A 17,924-nucleotide genomic window follows, 5' to 3' on the forward strand; every position below is an offset into this window, starting at 1 on the left:
GCAGTATGTCATTTGACGAAGAATGCTTAGAAGATGATTTTTTATCGGCGATGAGTGGCGTCATACCATTAGGCCCAGATGATAGAGTCAGCACAACCCAAAATGAGAAAACCCTCGCCCAACAATTGAGGCGCAAAGCATTAGAGCAGCAACTGAATCGCGCGAACAATTTTTTATCCTCTGAAATTACCCAGGTAGTAGCGCCAGATGACATGCTCAGCTTTAAGCAGGATGGTGTGCAAGAGGGAGTGTATAAAAATTTACGCTTGGGTAAATACCCGATTGATGATGTGTTGAACCTGCACACTGGCAGTTTCGAAAAGTCTCGCCAGTTGTTGTTCGATGCCATCACGGCAAACCACGCTAAAGGCGTGCGGTGCATGCTCATCAAGCATGGCCGTGGTGAAAAAAGCAAACCCATAGCAGGTTACTTAAAGAGTGCCGTTAACCATTGGTTGTTACAATTGCCCCAAGTGATTGCCTTTCACAGCGCACAAATTCACCATGGGGGAAGCGCCTCTGTCTATGCATTGCTGAAGAAAAGCGAACAGCAAAAAGACCTCAACAGGGAATTACATCGTAAAAAATAGCCGCTGTGAAAGAATATATTCAAGCGTAAGATGCATGCATGAAAGAGGTACGTTATCTGGTTGCTTCGTAACGTTCAACACAGTTGATCAAGCACATCAAAACGGCAGTCCGTTTATTTTTCTGCTTGTTTTTCCGCTTTTTTTACCGCAAATATTGGGGCGCTTACATCATGCGGTATTGCATTCGTCGACACAGGTTGTGATTTTGCTGAAGCGCTAAATATAGCGGCTACAATGAGAAATACGACAGTTGCTAACACACCTGCCAAACCAAAACCTTTAGATGAACGATTCATATCAGTCTCTTATTATTTTATGGGGTACTTGCATCCTGCCCTAATATCTTAACATCCTTTTTACAAGCAGAATTGCAAAGTTCTGTCAAGAAACGAACGAATAATAATCAGCTTTGACTTAGGTTACAAGTTTTTATTAAGTAAAATCAGTAAATTGAAAGAATAAAAAAAATTTCTCTTTCGAAAACGTTTTGTTTGTTTTTTAAACATTGATTGTTTTTTGCGACATAGAAACTAAACGAAAGTCGTAAACCTCTAATACCATAAAAGAAAATCAAAAAAGCCCCAAATCTGGGGCTCTCTTTATCGGGTGTAATATTTACCTAAGGACGCCTTCCCTTGGCTTATCCCAAATAAACACGGGCGTTTCTAAACATTCGCATCCACGGGCTATCTTCTTGCCAATCGTCCGGATGCCAAGAGTTTGCCACCGTTCTAAACACACGTTCAGGATGCGGCATCATGATGGTTGCGCGCCCATCCTTTGAAGTTAAACCTGAAATTCCCGCAGGAGAGCCATTCGGGTTTGCTGGATATTGCTCAGTAACCTTGCCGTAGTTATCAACATATTGCAGGGCAATAGTATTGCTATCTAGCGCAGCTTCTAAGCCAGTAGTTTGAGCAAATTCAGCACGCCCTTCGCCATGGGATACCGCAATTGGCATTTTTGAACCTTGCATGCCTTTAAAGAATATCGACGGGGAGTCTTTCACCTCGAGCATGGCAACACGGGCTTCAAAACGCTCGGATTGGTTAGTCACGAAATGCGGCCAATGTTCAGCCCCAGGGATTAGCGACTTAAGATTTGATAACATCTGACAGCCATTACACACACCAAGGCTAAAGGTTTCGTTACGCTCGAAGAACGCTGAGAATTCATCACGCGCCATGGCGTTGAACAAAATTGACTTAGCCCAACCTTCACCAGCACCTAGTACATCACCATAAGAAAATCCACCACAGGCCACTAAACCTTGGAATTCACTAAGCGACACCCTACCGGCGAGTATGTCACTCATGTGCACATCCACTGAAGCAAAGCCTGCGCGGTCAAATGCAGCAGCCATCTCAACATGTGAGTTCACGCCCTGTTCACGCAATATCGCCATTTTAGGGGCGATACCTTTTGCGATATACGGCGCCGCAACATCTTCAGTGACATCGAAAGAAAGTGCAGCATGCAAACCAGGGTTATTCAGATCGTTTTTGCTCGCCAGTTCTTGCTCTGCGCATTCTGGGTTGTCACGCAAACGCTGCATATGATGCGTAGTTTGCGCCCATGCGTTGCGATACACCCCGCGACTATTTTGTAGCACAGGCTCACCTTCGCGAGAAAAACGGATTTGATCATCATCGGATAACGTTCCAATCACATGACTCACGCCCGATAGGCCATTGGCAGCTAATATTGCGTCGACTTGATTCAGTTTATCTGCATCAAACTGAATAACCGCACCTAATTCTTCGTTAAACAAGGCGCTAGCATTGTCACCGGTTAATGCGTCTAGCTTAATATCTAAGCCTGTATTACCGGCAAACGCCATTTCCACTAAGGTCGTAAACAAACCACCGTCAGAGCGGTCATGATAAGCATGTAATGCTTTTTCATTCACCAACTGTTGAATCGCTAAAAAGAAACCTTTGAGCAACTCAGGGGAATCGACATCTGGTGTTTTATCGCCCAACTGTTGATAAACCTGCGCTAAACAGGATGCCCCCATACGATTTTGACCTGCCCCTAAATCGATTAACATCAGGCACGTATCGCCTTTTGTTGTCAATTCTGGGGTCAAGGTTTTACGCACATCCTTCACCGCACCAAAAGCGGTGATCACCAATGACATGGGCGAAGTAACTGCCTTATCACCTTGCGCATCTTGCCACTGGGTTTTCATAGACATAGAGTCTTTACCCACTGGAATAGTTAATCCTAGGGCTGGGCATAACTCTTCACCAACCGCTTTGACCGCTTCGTAAAGGCCCGCATCTTCCCCTGGATGACCGGCTGCAGCCATCCAGTTAGCTGATAATTTAATCCGTTTTAGGTCGCCAATATCGGCAGCGGCAATGTTGGTCAAGGCTTCGCCCACCGCTAATCGCGCAGATGCACCATAGTTTAATAATGCAGCCGGTGTGCGCTCGCCTAAAGACATCGCCTCACCTTGATATGTATCAAAAGCAGCAGCAGTGACGGCGACATCGGCCACAGGGATTTGCCAAGGGCCGACCATTTGGTCACGATTGACCAAGCCCGTTACCGAACGATCGCCTATGGTGATCAAAAAGGTTTTCTCTGCCACCGCGGGCAAATGTAACAGGCGCAGTGCGGCTTCATCTAAATCGATATTGCTAACATCAAATGCGTTGCCCGTCAGCGCTTTTGATTGTACATCACGATGCATTTTAGGCGCTTTACCAAGCAAGACATCAAGGGGCATATCAATCGGTTTGTTATTGAAATGGCTGTCATCCAAGGTCAAGTGGCGGGCTTGTGTCGCCTCACCGACCACTGCAAACGGCGCACGTTCGCGGGCACAAATATCGGTAAAGGTGGCTAAATTTTCAGGGGCCACTGACATCACATAACGTTCTTGCGACTCGTTACACCATACCTCTAGCGGGGTCATACCGGGTTCATCGTTAGGTACGTTTCGCAATGAAAAGACTGCACCACGCCCACCGTCGTTAACCAATTCAGGGAAAGCATTGGATAAACCACCGGCGCCCACATCGTGAATAAACTGAATTGGATTGTTTTCGCCTAGTTGCCAACATTTGTCGATTACTTCCTGACAACGTCGCTCCATTTCAGGGTTGTCACGTTGTACCGAGGCAAAGTCTAAATCTTCATTAGACTCACCCGATGCCATTGACGATGCTGCCCCGCCGCCTAGACCAATGTTCATGGCCGGGCCACCCAGAGCGATAAGCTTGGCCCCAACGGTGATTTCACCTTTTTGAGTATGTTGCTTACGAATATTGCCTAACCCACCCGCCAACATGATGGGTTTGTGATAACCGCGCACTTCTTCCCCATTAAAGCTGGTCACTTTTTGCTCGTAGGTACGGAAATAGCCAAGAATATTCGGGCGACCAAACTCGTTGTTGAAAGCTGCGCCGCCCAGTGGGCCATTTAGCATAATATCGAAGGCCGTCACGATGCGCTCTGGCTTGCCATAATCGTTCTCCCAAGGTTGCTCAAACCCTGGAATACGCAAGTTAGATACAGAAAACCCGACTAAACCTGCTTTCGGTTTAGAGCCGCGACCTGTAGCACCTTCATCTCGAATTTCACCACCAGAGCCTGTTGCCGCACCACTGAAAGGGGCAATAGCAGTTGGGTGGTTATGGGTCTCGACTTTCATCAGAATATCGATGTCTTCATGGTGATAGCGATACTGGTTGTTGTCTGCTTGCGGGAAGAAACGCCCTGCGAAACTGCCTTCCATTACTGCGGCATTATCCGCGTAAGCAGAATGCACATAGTCTGGACACTTTTCGTAGGTATTCTTAATCATTTTGAACAATGATTTAGGCTGCGTCTGCCCATCGATCGTCCAATCAGCGTTAAAAATTTTATGGCGGCAATGTTCTGAGTTTGCCTGAGCAAACATGTAGAGTTCGATGTCGTTAGGGTTACGCCCCAACTTTTCGAAACTGCTAACCAAATAATCCACTTCATCTTCGGCTAAAGCCAAGCCCAATCGCACATTGGCACTGACTAACTCTTCACGCCCTCCGCCTAACACATCGATAGACGTTAACGGCTTCGGTGCTTCGTGCTTAAACAAGATACTCGCGTCTTGTAAATCGCTGACCACGCTTTGGGTCATGCGATCATGCAGTACATTCTTTAGCTGAATAAGTTGAGTGTCATTTAGTGGGTCAGCATCTATGTAAAATGCGCAGCCTCGTTCTAAACGCTCAACGTTATTAAGGCCACAATTGTGCGCGATATCGGTGGCTTTTGATGACCAAGGGGAAATCGTTCCTGCTCGCGGTATGACCAATAACAGCAGCCCTTTATGCTGTTTCTCTTGAATTTTGGGGCCGTAGGTCAGAAGTTTATCCAATACCTGCTGGTCGTTCGCTTCTAGCTGCGCACTGACTTGAGCAAAATGCACAAATTCAGCAAACAAAGCGTGAACAGGTAAGTTGAGGGCCTCAATTGACTGCATGAGTTTTTTAGTACGAAATTCAGAAAGGGCTGGAGCGCCGCGAAGGACAAGCATAAAGGTAATCACCAAGTTGCAGGGCTCACCCACTTTCGTGATGGCAAACCGATTTTCGGGAAAATTTTAAGCGCAGGATTATATACTGATTTTCGTGTAATTGATAAGCGATTAACCCCTTGAATAAAGACTTTTATTAAATGATAAATATCTGGATGAATTCATCACTTTTGGTCACAATATCAATCGATGTTTTTTTAAGGGGTGTCGTATTTCTTTTCGTTGTTCTTTTCATCATTTTTTTTATCAACCTTTTCGTTATGGTTTCCTGCTTGCTGTTTCACTGATACTCAGCGCGTGCGATGAACCCAAAAAGCAAGATAGCTTACAACACGTGCTCGACACGGGCGTGTTACGCGTGGGTACGATTTACGGCTTAACGACCTATTACAATGGCCCTAATGGCCCTGAAGGGTTTGAATATGAGTTAGCAGCCGGTTTCGCTGAGTACCTCGGGGTAAAACTAGAAATATTTCCTTATTACACAGTCAATGAGCTTTTCCCTCAACTCGATAACGCCCATTTAGATGTGATTGCAGCAGGCATTAACGTTAGCCCAGAACGTTACGCTCAATATCGTTTTGGCCCTGCTTATCAGAATGTCAGCCAGAAATTAGTTTTCAAGCAAGGGGACGTGCGCCCTCGCGAATTAGACGATCTAACCGGTGATTTCATGGTCGTTGCTGGTAGTGGCCACAGTGAAACCTTGCGCAATTTTAAAGGGCAATACCCAGATTTAAGCTGGCAAGAAACCAACGATAAAGATTCAGAGGAACTACTTGAAGCAGTATTGGCGGACGAGCTGGACTACACAGTGGTCGATTCTAACATTTTGGCTTTGATGCGTCGTCGGTACCCTGAGCTAAGTATTGGGTTTTCTTTGAGCCAATCACAAGGGATTGCTTGGGCCACCAGCCAAAAAAGTGACGATGCGTTGCGTGCAGCTTTGATTGAATATTTTGGGAAAATTCATCAAAACGGTACCCTCGCCGCATTGGAAGACAAACATTTCGGCCATGTTCGCCAGTTCAACTACGTAGACACCCGTGATTTCATTCGCTCAGCCTCGAAGAAACTACCGAAATATCAGCCCTTATTTGAGCGATATGCCGATGATTTAGACTGGCGTTTGTTAGCCGCTTTGAGCTACCAGGAGAGCCACTGGAACCCCAAAGCAAAATCAGTCACAGGTGTTAGGGGCTTGATGATGCTCACCTTGAATACAGCGAAAGATTTGGGAGTAACGTCACGCCTCGATCCAGAACAAAGTATTCGCGGTGGCTCAGAATATTTATCAACCTTACTTACCCGCATTCCGGACCGCATTCCACACCCTGATAGATTATGGTTTGCGCTGGCCGCCTACAATGTCGGCTTGGGGCACTTAGAAGATGCTCGCGTGTTAACCGAACGCCAAGGGGGCAACCCGGATATGTGGGTTGATGTGAAAAAGCGCCTTCCCCAATTAAGACAAAAGCGCTATTACAAGACCACGCGCTACGGATACGCTAGAGGTAATGAAGCCGTTATTTATGTAGATAATATTCGTCGCTACTATGACACCCTCGTTTGGCTCAATGAGCAACAACCGGAGCTTCTACCTACGGAGCTTGATGAGACAGTTCTTGATGAGAAAGAGCTTGATGACACAGAACTAGACGGCGATACAGTCGATGAAACGGCAATAGAAGCCCTGCTAGACGATGACTCAACGTCAGAAAGAGGGTCGAGTGAGCGAGGCGAGGTAGGACAGACTGAAGCAAAAATCATAGAAACAACTGACGAAGCAAAAAATGTAAACGCTGATACAGAAGGCGCAGAGGACGTTGATGATACTGAAGATATTAACAGCGCTGAGGGCGCTATTAATGCTGAAGGCTCCGGCAACACAGAAAATGACCTATAATGTTTACTTTCTCGCTTGCCACGTTTAGCACTCGAGACGCTTTTATCGACTAAAACTCGAGGCTCAGCTCTTTCTAAGTTCACTTTATTTTACAACCTTACATCCCCTATTTTTACCTGTCATTTTTCATTCACAATCAACTGTTAGATTATGTTTTAGTGAACATTAATACTCTTTCCCGTGTCTATCATTAGTTAGGGAAGATCCAATCGGGTACTTTGACAGTAGAATCACAGTGTAAAACGCAAATTCACTGAAACATAAACGTTTAACCTTACTACCTTATAAACAAAGAGTGTTAAACAGCATTAGTGACAGAAATATTGCATGATGAAACGCAAGAACACTGTCAATCTTGGTTTAAATGAAGAGAAGATAAAAGAAAAGACGAAAGGAAAAAAGAATGAAAAAAAGAGCCACTATCAACAATCGCAGTCGCGTTGCAAATACCAGCCGACGTCGTCAATTATTAAAGCGTGTACACAGCAAAGTCATCAGCCGCCGACAGCAGTACCAAATGACAGAGTTGACTGAAGAATGGGCAACTGCGATAGCCAACTAAGCCTTTTTTTGTTTGTTGGCTTTGATTTGCGCACGGCGCTGACGAAAAAAAGCCGATATTGTTTCACCGCACTCCTCACCTAAAACACCACCTACTACCTCTACTTGATGGTTTAAACGCGTATCGTTAAGCACATCCATGATACTACCCGCGGCACCCGTCTTAGCATCATAAGCACCAAACACTAAACGCTTAATGCGACTGTGCACTAATAAACCCGCACACATAGTGCATGGTTCTAGCGTCACATATAGGGTGGTATCTATTAATCGATAGTTTTTAACATTGATGCCAGCTTGCCGTATCGCCAGCATCTCTGCATGAGCTGATGGGTCGTTGAGCGTGATGGACTGATTCCAACCTTCCCCAACGATTTTCTGATCTTTAACCAACACGGCCCCTACGGGGATCTCTCCTGCCTGTGCTGCTTTACTTGCAAGACTTAGCGCGTGTCGCATCCAAAGTTGATCTTGTTCTAAACTCATCTTACTCTTAAATTTATTGTATGCAGGGACATGAAGTTGGTTAAATAGATTAAATATTTCGTCAAATTAACCAATCAAGACACTAATGATGCTCGCTATAAATCGCTAACCAATTGATAAAACTAGTTTTTTAATTTTGGTCAGCGAATTGCTTGGTACCATATAAATATGGATACTATTTTAACACATAGATTTGAGGAATAGACATGAACATCACTGCCGTTGCGATCGTTGCTATAGTTTGTTGGGCCATTGTTGAACTAACCAATGGAACAAAAACCAAGAAAAAAAATAAAGCCGCACTCGAACAAGATGCTGAATTAGCGAAGCAAGTGTCCAGTTTAAAAGAGCGCATCGAAACATTAGAAAAAATTGTAACCGATGAAAAATACGACTTACATCGTCAGTTCGATGCTCTAAAGAAAGATAGAGTTGCCTGAGACCTAAAAAATCCGCTCAACGAAAAAGGGCCACCTCATATTGAGTTGGCCCTTTTTTTGTTGAGTCGTTATCCTGAACCTATTTGTGCGTAATAGGCACGGCATACATAGACAAGACTTTGCGTTTAATTTCTGCGGACTCTTCACTTAAACGAGAGGTTAAATGTAATTTGGCTTCATCGACTTCGGCCTGAGTAAACGAACCGTCATTCTCACTGTCACCTTGTCCCAACAATTCAACAGCCGCATCAGCGCTCGCAAAACGTTGGTAATTTTGTTTTATCTGACTATCAATTTGCTCTGCTACGGCTTTAGCACTTTCAAATTCAGCATCTAAAATCTTACCAAATGCCACATGCACATTACCTTTAAAACCCACTATTCCATCGACTATGCTGCGAATATCTTCGCTATCGGCTTTGTCGTAACTTCCTTCTACTTCTGTGGTGAGTAATTCTTTGGCTTTACTTAGATCACAAGGATCGAATTCATAAGAGATGGAGACAGGTACAATCCGAATGCTTCGAACATAATCTGCTAAAGATTGCCCTTTAGGTTTATTCAAACTAAGCATAGAAACTATAGCGGGATTCGTTGCATCCACACCATCCTTTGCTCGTCCTTCCCTTTGGGCAATCCAAATATGTTGGGCATCACTTTTTAAGGTATGAAAAATATATTCGCTGAGCAACTTAGCATCAGCCAGCTTTTGTCGTCTGTCTTTAGCGCTGCGATGTACGATAAAGCACTTATTCAAGCGGATTAGATCTGCTACCCAATCTTGCTTAAGGAGATTATCCCCCACGGCAATTCGAACCGTGTCTTGACCGCTTAAATGTAGTGACCAATTGACAAAGGCAGGATCTAAAGCGATATCACGGTGGTTACTAACAAAAATACACGGTTGGCTTAAATCCAACGCTTCAAGACCAGATATGCTGAAACTGTCCGTCGTTTGCTCGATCATGCGCTCCATATAGGGTTCGACCAAGACTTGAAAGTCGCGAAGACTTTTAATGTTGTTACGCCGCTTAGACAAATACCACCGAGTCACCGCTCTTAATAGCGGATAACAAAAGCGCGGCCAGGTAGAAAACCGAAAGGCAACTAAACTGTCCATGAGTTGTCGATTACGGATTAGCCGCTCCAGTACCTGGGGCAAATCGCAATCGTTAAATGGACGAATTGAGTCAAACTTTTCATTCATGAAGGAAAACTACTTACGGATAATAAACGGGCCAGCATTTTGCCTGCGAACAAGCAAATCAGCAAACCTAATTTGGTTAATATCGGCAGCAACGCCGCTGCTCCTACCTGTTGTTATGCCCTAAAAATGACAGTGTATTACGCCTGAAGTTCGCGACAAATAATGTCCACTTCACCATTTTGGGTAGTGATGTATGTCGAGTCACCTGTAATCGTGAACGACATATCACTGGTACGTGAAACCAGTTTAGCCAGCGCTTGAATATCCTCCCAAGGAAATTGATATACTTGCACAGGTAACGCCGAAAAGCTCGATTGACTCTGTTGCCACCAAGTATCAGATTTACTATTGAAACTATACACTTTGGTATTTTTGGCCATGCGACTGGCTTTTTTGATCCGCTCTTTGGCAGGCTCGCCCACGTCAATCCATAAATGTAATTGATCGTCTAGACCCCGCAACCAAATGTCCGGCTCTTCGACGGAGCTAAGTCCCTTGGTAAAGCTCAACAACTCATCGGCGTTTAGACAATACGCAAGTACTCTGGCCATCATGCGTTCCACCGTTTCTGATGGATGTTGAGCCACAGTCAAATTAAGTGCGGTGTAATAATCGCGATTAAGATCAGACAAAGAAATTTTGAATTTATAGATCGTTGGCTTTAACGCCATAATGGTTACTCAAAGGAAGATATTGAATACAAAATAAATAAGGCCAGCGATACTGGCCTTATTCACAACAAAAGCTATTCCCACTCAATAGTGGCGGGTGGCTTACCTGAAATGTCGTATACCACTCGCGAGATACCATCTATTTCGTTGATAATGCGGTTGGAAACTTTACCCAAAAATTCGTAAGGTAAATGGGCCCAATGCGCGGTCATAAAATCAATCGTCTCTACTGCACGCAATGATACGACCCAATCGTATTTACGTGCATCGCCCATGACGCCTACTGACTTCACAGGTAGGAAAACCGTAAAGGCTTGGCTTACCTTATTATACAAATCATGCTTATGTAGCTCATCGATAAAGATGGCATCAGCGCGGCGCAACAAGTCACAGTATTCTTTTTTCACTTCACCTAACACCCGAACACCTAACCCCGGCCCCGGGAATGGGTGGCGATACAACATGTCATAAGGCAAACCCAGCTCTAAGCCGATTTTGCGTACTTCGTCTTTAAACAATTCACGCAATGGCTCAACCAAGCCCATCGCCATATCGTCTGGTAAACCACCAACGTTATGGTGTGATTTAATCACGTGAGCTTTACCGGTAGCAGAGCCAGCTGACTCGATTACATCAGGATAAATCGTACCTTGTGCCAACCACTTAGCATTTTTCAGCTTTTTCGATTCTTCATCGAACACTTCAACAAACACACGGCCTATTATCTTACGTTTTGCTTCAGGCTCATCCGTACCGGCCAATGCAGATAAGAAGCGCTCTTCTGCATCAATTTTGATAATATTAAGTCCAAAATGATCGCCGAACATGTCCATGACTTGTTGGCCTTCGTTTAAACGTAACAAGCCGTTATCCACAAATACACAGGTGAGGTTTTTGCCAATCGCGCGGTGTAGCAACATCGCCACAACTGATGAGTCAACACCACCCGACAACCCTAAGATAACTTCGTCATCACCGATTTGCTTCTTCATGCGCGCAACCGCATCCTCGATGATTGCGTCAGGCGTCCAGAGTTTTTCGCACTGACAAATATCTAACACGAAATGCGACAACATGCGCTGCCCCTGACGAGTGTGCGTCACTTCTGGGTGAAACTGCACACCGTAGAATTGCTTTTCGGGGTGTACGATCGCGGCAAATGGGCAACTATCGGTTTTCGCTGCTGTGATAAACCCGTCCGGTACCGCCGCCACTTTATCACCGTGACTCATCCATACATCAAGCAATGCGTTACCATTAGGGCTAACATGATCTTCGATGTTATTGAGTAATGCCATTTGCTCAACCACTTCCACTTGAGCATAACCAAACTCTCGCATATCTGAGCCTAACACGGCACCGCCTAACTGTTCGGCCATGGTTTGCATGCCGTAGCAAATACCAAATACGGGGACCCCCGCATCAAAGACATATTGCGGCGCACGCGGCGAGTCTTTTGCATGAACAGATTCGGGTCCACCTGATAAAATAATACCGTTTGGATTAAATTCACGAATTTGCTCTTCGGTTACATCCCATGCCCATAATTCACAGTACACGCCTATTTCGCGCACTCTACGAGCGATAAGTTGAGTGTACTGAGAGCCGAAGTCGAGAATGAGTATGCGTTGGTCGTGAATGTTTGTTGTCATCTTGGTACTCGTGTTATTAGCGCAGTGGCGATAAAAAAAGGCTGGTTAAAAACCAGCCCAGTAGTCAGTTTAAATCATTAACCTAAGCGGTAGTTTGGCGCTTCTTTGGTAATGCTTACATCGTGTACATGAGACTCACCCATGCCGGCAGCCGTCACTTTAACGAACATAGCTTTGGTACGCATGTCGTCAATGGTGGCTGACCCTGTTAACCCCATTGCTGAGCGCAATCCGCCCATTTGTTGGTGAATTATAGTTGAGATAGGGCCTTTATATGCGACGCGACCTTCAATCCCTTCTGGTACCAATTTTTCAGCGCTGTTGCTGTCTTGGAAGTAACGATCTGACGAACCATTATTTTGATCCATCGCTCCAAGTGAGCCCATGCCGCGGTACGACTTGTAATAACGGCCTTGATATAATTCTACTTCCCCAGGCGCTTCTTCAGTCCCAGCTAGCATACTCCCTACCATTACCGAGCTGGCACCTGCGGCAATTGCCTTAGCAATGTCACCAGAGAAACGAATACCACCATCAGCGATAACCGGAACATCAGTGTCTTTGAGCGCTTCAACGGCGTCAGAAACCGCAGTAATTTGCGGTACACCGCAACCAGTAACAATACGCGTAGTACAAATAGAGCCTGGGCCGATACCGACTTTCACCGCATCAACACCTGCATCTGCTAGGGCTTTCGCACCTGCACCTGTGGCTACATTACCTGCGATTAATTGTACATCAGGGAAGTCAGAACGGACTTTTTTCACGCGATCAATAACGCCTTGAGAATGACCATGTGAAGTATCAATCAGCAATACGTCAACGCCAGCTTCAACCAATAACTTAATACGCTCATCAGTACCTGCACCAACGCTCACGGCAGCACCAACGCGTAAACGGCCTAATTCATCTTTACAGGCGTTAGGCTTGCTTTCCGCTTTTTGGAAATCTTTAACCGTAATCAACCCGGTTAAACGAAATGCGTCATCAACCACTAAGATTTTCTCGATACGGTGTTCATGCATTAGCTCAAGCACTTGGTCTGAATCAGCCCCCTCTTTTACCGTCACCAAATCGTCTTTGCGAGTCATCACTGATGAAATGGGTTGATCTAAACGATTTTCAAAACGTAGATCGCGGCCGGTAACGATACCTACCAAGGCATTGTCTTTATCCACAACAGGGAAACCAGAGAAGCCATGGTGCTTACTTAACGCGTTAATTTCACCTATGGTGGCATTTGGCGAGACGGTAACAGGGTCTGATACCACACCACTTTCGTATTTTTTCACCATACGAACATGATCGGCTTGGGTTTCAGCTGGCATATTTTTATGAATAAAGCCGATGCCGCCTTCTTGCGCTAAGGCAATAGCAAGCCGTGCTTCGGATACAGTATCCATAGCAGCTGAAATAAGTGGGATATTTAGCGTCACACCGCGGGTTAATTTGGTTTTCAAATCAGCGGTATGGGGGAGAACGGTTGAGTGCCCGGGCACTAACAACACATCATCAAACGTAAGAGCTTCTTTAGCGATCCGTAACATGCAACAACACCTGTTAAATGGGTTTTTATTGCGGCGCAATTGTAGCGGCTTTACCTTATCAGGTAAACTCCAATCCTGTTATTTATTTAAGATTTTATGCCTTATGTTTAGTGCGTCACCCGCAAACCGAAATATCTTCACCGTGAGTAAGCTAAATCATCTCGCTCGCTCGGTTTTAGAATCTGAAATCGGCCAAGTTTGGCTCAGTGCTGAAATATCAAATTTCGTTGCTGCCAGCTCAGGACATTGGTATTTCACCCTCAAAGACAACCGCGCTCAAATCAAAAGTGCGATGTTCAAAGGTGCTAATCGCAAAGTCATGACTCGCCCGAAAGAAGGCGACAAAGTATTGGTACAGGCCAATTTGAGCATTTATGAGCCAAGAGGAGATTATCAGCTGATAGTTGAGCATCTTGAACCTGAAGGTGAAGGTCAACTTAAGCGACAGTTCGAAGCGCTAAAACTCGCTCTTTCTGCACAAGGCTTATTTGCTAATGAGAACAAGCAACCATTACCTGACAGCATTAGCCGAATTGGTGTAGTCACATCTGCGACAGGTGCGGCGCTACACGATATTCTCACGGTATTAAAACGTCGCAACCCTGCTGTCGAAGTTATTATTTATCCTACCCAAGTACAAGGTGCTAACGCCAGTAGGCAAATTTGCCGATCGATTGAAATCGCTAATCAGCGTAATGAAGTAGACATACTTATTGTCGGGCGCGGCGGCGGCTCGTTAGAAGATCTATGGTGTTTTAATGAAGAGAATGTAGCTTGGGCTATCCATTACAGTGTACTGCCCATTGTGAGCGCTGTGGGCCACGAAGTGGATATTACTATTGCTGACTTTGTGGCTGATTTACGCGCCCCTACCCCATCGGCAGCAGCGGAATTAGTCAGTCAGTCACAAATTGAGATGCTAAGCGCATTGACGGCTAAACGTGACAGGTTATACAAGAACACCCGTACATTGCTCAAGGAGCTGCACTATCAGCAGCAGTCGTTGACACAAGAACTCAATACTTATCACCCTAAAAATCAACTTCGCCAACACATGCAGCGGGTGGATAACCAACTAACCGCTATCACCCATAATATGACAACTCGATTAATGCGCGCCAAGCAAACCTGCGATAGCCGTATCAGCAAATTGTCACAGTTATCGCCCAAGGCATTATTGAAAGAACAACAGAACACCCACAACTTGTTGTCACAGCGTTTAACTCAAGCGTGGCGCCGCGGCGTAGAGCAACGTCATTTAAAGCTCGCTAATGCCAGCCACCTTCTTGATACCGTCAGCCCACTATCAACATTGGCTAGAGGGTATAGCATCACGTTTAAAAATGACAAAGTAGTGAAAAGCCAAAAAGATTTAGCAAAGGGCGATGTGATCACCAATCGCTTTGCTGACGGTGAAACCAAAAGTACTGTGAATTAGCGCGTGTTGACAGTGAGCCCCTAGAAACGAAAAAGCCCCCTTAATCTTTGTTAATCGATTAAGGGGGCTTTTTTTGCAAAGCAACTTAGTTACCTTGTTACTTTATTCGCTATGGGTTGCCATCACTTATTGTTTTTATGCATCCGCATCAGCATTTTACGTTTACGGCGCTGGGAATCCGTCATGGTATTGGTGTTACTTTCGAATGGGTTAGCGCCTTCGCGGAATTCCACTTTAATTGGCGTACCCATGACTTTTAATGATTTACGGAAGTAGTTCATCATATAACGCTTGTATGAATCAGGTAAGTCTTTCACCTGATTTCCGTGAATAACAATAATCGGTGGGTTATATCCCCCTGCATGGGCATACTTCATTTTCACGCGACGACCGCGCACAACAGGCGGCTGGTGATCAGCCTGAGCCATGTCCATGATACGTGTCAGCATTGAGGTATTAATACGCTTCGTGGCGCTATTATACGCTTCTTGAACCGATTCAAATAAATGCCCAACATTGGTACCGTGCAGAGCTGAAATATAATGCAAACGGGCAAAGTCGATAAAGCCTAAACGTCTATCGAGTTCACGTTTAATTTCATCTTTCACGTCTTTTGCTAGGCCATCCCACTTGTTCACTGCAACCACCAGTGACCGCCCAGAATTAAGCACAAAGCCTAACAAACTCAAATCTTGATCTGTCACTCCCTCTTGGGCATCTATCACTAAAAGCACAACGTTTGCTTCTTCAATCGCTTGTAATGTTTTAACAATTGAGAACTTCTCAACGGCCTCTGAGATACTGCGGCGACGGCGCACACCTGCCGTGTCGATCAGTACATATTCGCGATCGTCGCGCTCCATAGGGATGAAAATACTGTCACGGGTTGTGCCTGGTTGGTCATACACCACAACGCGCTCTTCACCTAAGATACGATTGGTCAGTGTGGACTTACCTACGTTTGGTTTCCCCACAATGGCCAACTTAATTGGGGATGCCAGTAACTTTTCCAGTTGCTTTTCAGCGTCGATTTCTTCATCGGCTTCTTCATCTTCTGGCACTTGCATATCAGGGAATTGTTCTGATAACGGCATTAAAGTATGGGTTAATAACTGCGTGACACCGCGACCGTGGGCTGCAGCTATCTGATTAACATCTCCTAAGCCTAACGCAAAGAAGTCAGCACTTTCACTGTCACCATCGATTCCATCAACTTTATTGGCCACGACGTAAACAGATTTATTCTGTTTACGTAGATGCTCAGCAATGCCTTGATCTGCCGCCGTTAAGCCAGCACGGGCATCGACTAAAAATAAGACAACGTCAGCTTCATCAATGGCCATTAATGATTGGTTGGCCATTGCCATATCAATGCCTTGCTCATCACCGCTGATACCACCGGTATCTACTACGATGAACTGTAAGCCTTCATAGTTCGCCTGACCGTACTTACGATCTCGGGTTAATCCAGGAAAATCCGCAACTAACGCATCGCGAGTACGCGTTAAGCGGTTAAACAACGTGGATTTACCCACATTAGGGCGGCCAACTAAGGCGACAACGGGTAACATATTTCACAATCCTTAAAACGCAAACGGCTCAGGAACATCCCAAGCCGATTAATATTATCAACGTGACACAAGCCACTTTGGGTCAAATTAGGGCACTTGAATAGCCACTAACTTGCCATCACGAGTTTGAGTATACAGCATATTGCCATCAACCACTGGGGCGCTATAAATACTCTCATCTTCGTCATCTCCCCCTACATCAACCCGAGAGACAATTTTGCCGTCAGTTTGATTAAAGAAATGTAAGAAGCCCCACTTGTCGCCCGAAACCAAATATTCACCAATGGGTTCAGCAGCGGTAAGCAAGCGCTTTTTAAGAGCGCTTTGACTCCACTTCTCAATACCATTTCTAGCATCGAGTGCATACACGTTGCTGTCTGAATCAACTACAAACAAGGTATTGCCGGCTTGGGTTAAACGGCGGTAAGATTTGTATTCACGCTTCCATATCGTACGGCCACTTCTAAGCTCTACTGACGCTAAGCTACCATCGAAAGAAATAACATAAATAACGCCGCCAGCCACTAATGGTTTGCTGTCGATATCTACAATGCGGTCAAGCTCAGTCGCACCTGTTGCAGAGCCTATGGGTTGCTCCCATGCGGTTTGCCCTGTACCTAAAATGTTCACCGCTAATTTACCAGACGCTGTCCCTACAATGGCGCCACCATTTGCCGCCACTGGCGCTGCAATACCACGTAAAGATAGAGGAGGAACGTCAGACTCATAAGACCATATCTGTTCGCCTGACTCGGCGTCTAAACCAAACATGGTGCCGGAGCCAGTATTAATAACAACAACACCTTCATCAATCGCGGGAGCCGCTAATACTTCGCCTTTGACCGTAACAGACCATTTTTCTTCGCCTGTATGCACATCAAGGGCTTTCACATCGCCGTTCTCTGTACCAAAAAACAGGGTTTCATAGGCAACCGCTAAGCCACCTGCGATTTTTGCAGAAGCGCCACTTGACCACAAATTGGTAATACTAGACGTAAAACCTTCATGATTGTAGACGGCGTAGTTTTTCGTCCAGATCTCGTTACCGGTTTCCTTGTTATACGCAGCCACTTTGCCTTGGCGATTTGCAGCGAATACCATGTCATAGGCAACAGCAGGCTTTAGACGAGAAAAGTAATGGTCTATGCCATCACCCAACTCGGTATCCCATAATGTTGTAGGGGTGAACTCAGAATCAATCGGCTTAAGGATACGGATTTCTAACTCTTCATCATCGGTAAACCATCCTGAAATTGTGCTACAAGCTGATAAACCAAAGGTACTAATCAAAATTAAGGGCAGTAATGCTTTTTTCACGTTTAAATCC

14 protein-coding genes are annotated in these 17,924 nt (G+C 45.3%); 5 read left to right on the forward strand and 9 right to left on the reverse strand.

Translation table 11 applies throughout. The features are described 5' to 3' along the window. Positions 1 to 5 precede the first annotated feature (5 nt). Positions 6 to 590, forward strand: a complete 585-nt coding sequence (gene smrA, locus PATL_RS15955; RefSeq protein WP_011575856.1) for a DNA endonuclease SmrA — start codon at positions 6 to 8, stop codon at positions 588 to 590. 113 nt (positions 591 to 703) lie between these two features. On the opposite strand, the gene PATL_RS15960 is transcribed toward smrA, so the two are convergent. Continuing rightward, positions 704 to 886, reverse strand: coding sequence for a hypothetical protein (locus tag PATL_RS15960; RefSeq protein ID WP_041713964.1), 183 nt, complete (start codon positions 884 to 886; stop codon positions 704 to 706). A gap of 344 nt (positions 887 to 1,230) precedes the next feature. Beyond that, positions 1,231 to 5,118: a phosphoribosylformylglycinamidine synthase gene (gene purL / locus PATL_RS15965; protein ID WP_011575857.1), complete on the reverse strand. Its 3,888-nt coding sequence runs from the start codon at positions 5,116 to 5,118 to the stop codon at positions 1,231 to 1,233. A 286-nt stretch (positions 5,119 to 5,404) separates the two neighbouring features. Here purL and mltF point away from each other — a divergent pair, with 286 nt between their 5' ends. Together mltF and PATL_RS22825 are read left to right on the forward strand one after the other, a co-directional pair. Then, positions 5,405 to 7,024 (forward strand): membrane-bound lytic murein transglycosylase MltF, encoded by a 1,620-nt coding sequence (mltF, locus tag PATL_RS15970; RefSeq protein WP_232283335.1) that lies wholly within the window; start codon positions 5,405 to 5,407, stop codon positions 7,022 to 7,024. A 403-nt stretch (positions 7,025 to 7,427) separates the two neighbouring features. Beyond that, the gene (locus tag PATL_RS22825; RefSeq protein ID WP_006993095.1) at positions 7,428 to 7,586 is read left to right on the forward strand and encodes a hypothetical protein; all 159 of its coding nucleotides are present in this window, start codon (positions 7,428 to 7,430) and stop codon (positions 7,584 to 7,586) included. Here PATL_RS22825 and tadA read toward each other — a convergent pair. Further along, entirely contained in the window at positions 7,583 to 8,071 is a 489-nt protein-coding gene (tadA, locus tag PATL_RS15975) for a tRNA adenosine(34) deaminase TadA (RefSeq protein WP_011575859.1), read from the reverse strand. The two genes, PATL_RS22825 and tadA, sit on opposite strands and share 4 nt — an antisense overlap. Before the next feature lie 206 nt (positions 8,072 to 8,277). On the opposite strand from tadA, the gene PATL_RS15980 reads away from it, so the two are divergent. Beyond that, the gene (locus tag PATL_RS15980) at positions 8,278 to 8,511 is read left to right on the forward strand and encodes a hypothetical protein (RefSeq protein ID WP_011575860.1); all 234 of its coding nucleotides are present in this window, start codon (positions 8,278 to 8,280) and stop codon (positions 8,509 to 8,511) included. Positions 8,512 to 8,590: 79 nt separating this feature from the next. Here PATL_RS15980 and PATL_RS15985 read toward each other — a convergent pair whose 3' ends face one another. The 4 genes from PATL_RS15985 to guaB all read right to left on the reverse strand — a co-directional run bounded on the left by PATL_RS15985 (position 8,591) and on the right by guaB (position 13,588). After that, on the reverse strand, positions 8,591 to 9,718 hold the full coding sequence (locus PATL_RS15985) for a 1-acyl-sn-glycerol-3-phosphate acyltransferase (protein ID WP_011575861.1): 1,128 nt from the start codon (positions 9,716 to 9,718) through the stop codon (positions 8,591 to 8,593). Positions 9,719 to 9,855: 137 nt separating this feature from the next. Next, positions 9,856 to 10,389, reverse strand: coding sequence for a YaeQ family protein (locus tag PATL_RS15990; RefSeq protein ID WP_011575862.1), 534 nt, complete (start codon positions 10,387 to 10,389; stop codon positions 9,856 to 9,858). 74 nt (positions 10,390 to 10,463) lie between these two features. Continuing rightward, positions 10,464 to 12,041, reverse strand: coding sequence for a glutamine-hydrolyzing GMP synthase (guaA, locus tag PATL_RS15995; protein WP_011575863.1), 1,578 nt, complete (start codon positions 12,039 to 12,041; stop codon positions 10,464 to 10,466). A gap of 77 nt (positions 12,042 to 12,118) precedes the next feature. Next, positions 12,119 to 13,588 carry an IMP dehydrogenase gene (guaB, locus tag PATL_RS16000; RefSeq protein WP_011575864.1) on the reverse strand — a complete coding sequence of 490 codons (1,470 nt, stop codon included), beginning with the start codon at positions 13,586 to 13,588 and terminating at the stop codon, positions 12,119 to 12,121. A gap of 103 nt (positions 13,589 to 13,691) precedes the next feature. Here guaB and xseA point away from each other — a divergent pair, with 103 nt between their 5' ends. Beyond that, entirely contained in the window at positions 13,692 to 15,026 is a 1,335-nt protein-coding gene (gene xseA, locus PATL_RS16005) for an exodeoxyribonuclease VII large subunit (protein ID WP_011575865.1), read from the forward strand. 122 nt (positions 15,027 to 15,148) lie between these two features. Here the strand turns inward: xseA and der are convergent, their stop codons facing one another. Both der and bamB read right to left on the reverse strand, forming a co-directional pair. Then, complete coding sequence (gene der / locus PATL_RS16010; RefSeq protein WP_011575866.1) at positions 15,149 to 16,597, reverse strand: ribosome biogenesis GTPase Der; 1,449 nt, start codon at positions 16,595 to 16,597, stop codon at positions 15,149 to 15,151. Between the two features lie 87 nt (positions 16,598 to 16,684). Beyond that, on the reverse strand, positions 16,685 to 17,914 hold the full coding sequence (bamB, locus tag PATL_RS16015) for an outer membrane protein assembly factor BamB (protein WP_041714512.1): 1,230 nt from the start codon (positions 17,912 to 17,914) through the stop codon (positions 16,685 to 16,687). Positions 17,915 to 17,924: the final 10 nt, after the last annotated feature.

The organism is Paraglaciecola sp. T6c (assembly GCF_000014225.1).
In the GTDB taxonomy this organism is placed as follows: domain Bacteria; phylum Pseudomonadota; class Gammaproteobacteria; order Enterobacterales; family Alteromonadaceae; genus Paraglaciecola; species Paraglaciecola atlantica_A.

Excerpts from the sequence above, each read along its gene's own strand:
- smrA (WP_011575856.1), top strand. The coding sequence starts at position 6 with ATGTCATTTGACGAAGAATGCTTAGAAGATGATTTTTTATCGGCGATG.
- PATL_RS15960 (WP_041713964.1), bottom strand. The coding sequence starts at position 886 with ATGAATCGTTCATCTAAAGGTTTTGGTTTGGCAGGTGTGTTAGCAACT.
- purL (WP_011575857.1), bottom strand. The coding sequence starts at position 5,118 with ATGCTTGTCCTTCGCGGCGCTCCAGCCCTTTCTGAATTTCGTACTAAA.
- PATL_RS22825 (WP_006993095.1), top strand. The coding sequence starts at position 7,428 with ATGAAAAAAAGAGCCACTATCAACAATCGCAGTCGCGTTGCAAATACC.
- tadA (WP_011575859.1), bottom strand. The coding sequence starts at position 8,071 with ATGAGTTTAGAACAAGATCAACTTTGGATGCGACACGCGCTAAGTCTT.
- PATL_RS15980 (WP_011575860.1), top strand. The coding sequence starts at position 8,278 with ATGAACATCACTGCCGTTGCGATCGTTGCTATAGTTTGTTGGGCCATT.
- PATL_RS15985 (WP_011575861.1), bottom strand. The coding sequence starts at position 9,718 with ATGAATGAAAAGTTTGACTCAATTCGTCCATTTAACGATTGCGATTTG.
- PATL_RS15990 (WP_011575862.1), bottom strand. The coding sequence starts at position 10,389 with ATGGCGTTAAAGCCAACGATCTATAAATTCAAAATTTCTTTGTCTGAT.
- guaA (WP_011575863.1), bottom strand. The coding sequence starts at position 12,041 with ATGACAACAAACATTCACGACCAACGCATACTCATTCTCGACTTCGGC.
- guaB (WP_011575864.1), bottom strand. The coding sequence starts at position 13,588 with ATGTTACGGATCGCTAAAGAAGCTCTTACGTTTGATGATGTGTTGTTA.
- xseA (WP_011575865.1), top strand. The coding sequence starts at position 13,692 with ATGTTTAGTGCGTCACCCGCAAACCGAAATATCTTCACCGTGAGTAAG.
- der (WP_011575866.1), bottom strand. The coding sequence starts at position 16,597 with ATGTTACCCGTTGTCGCCTTAGTTGGCCGCCCTAATGTGGGTAAATCC.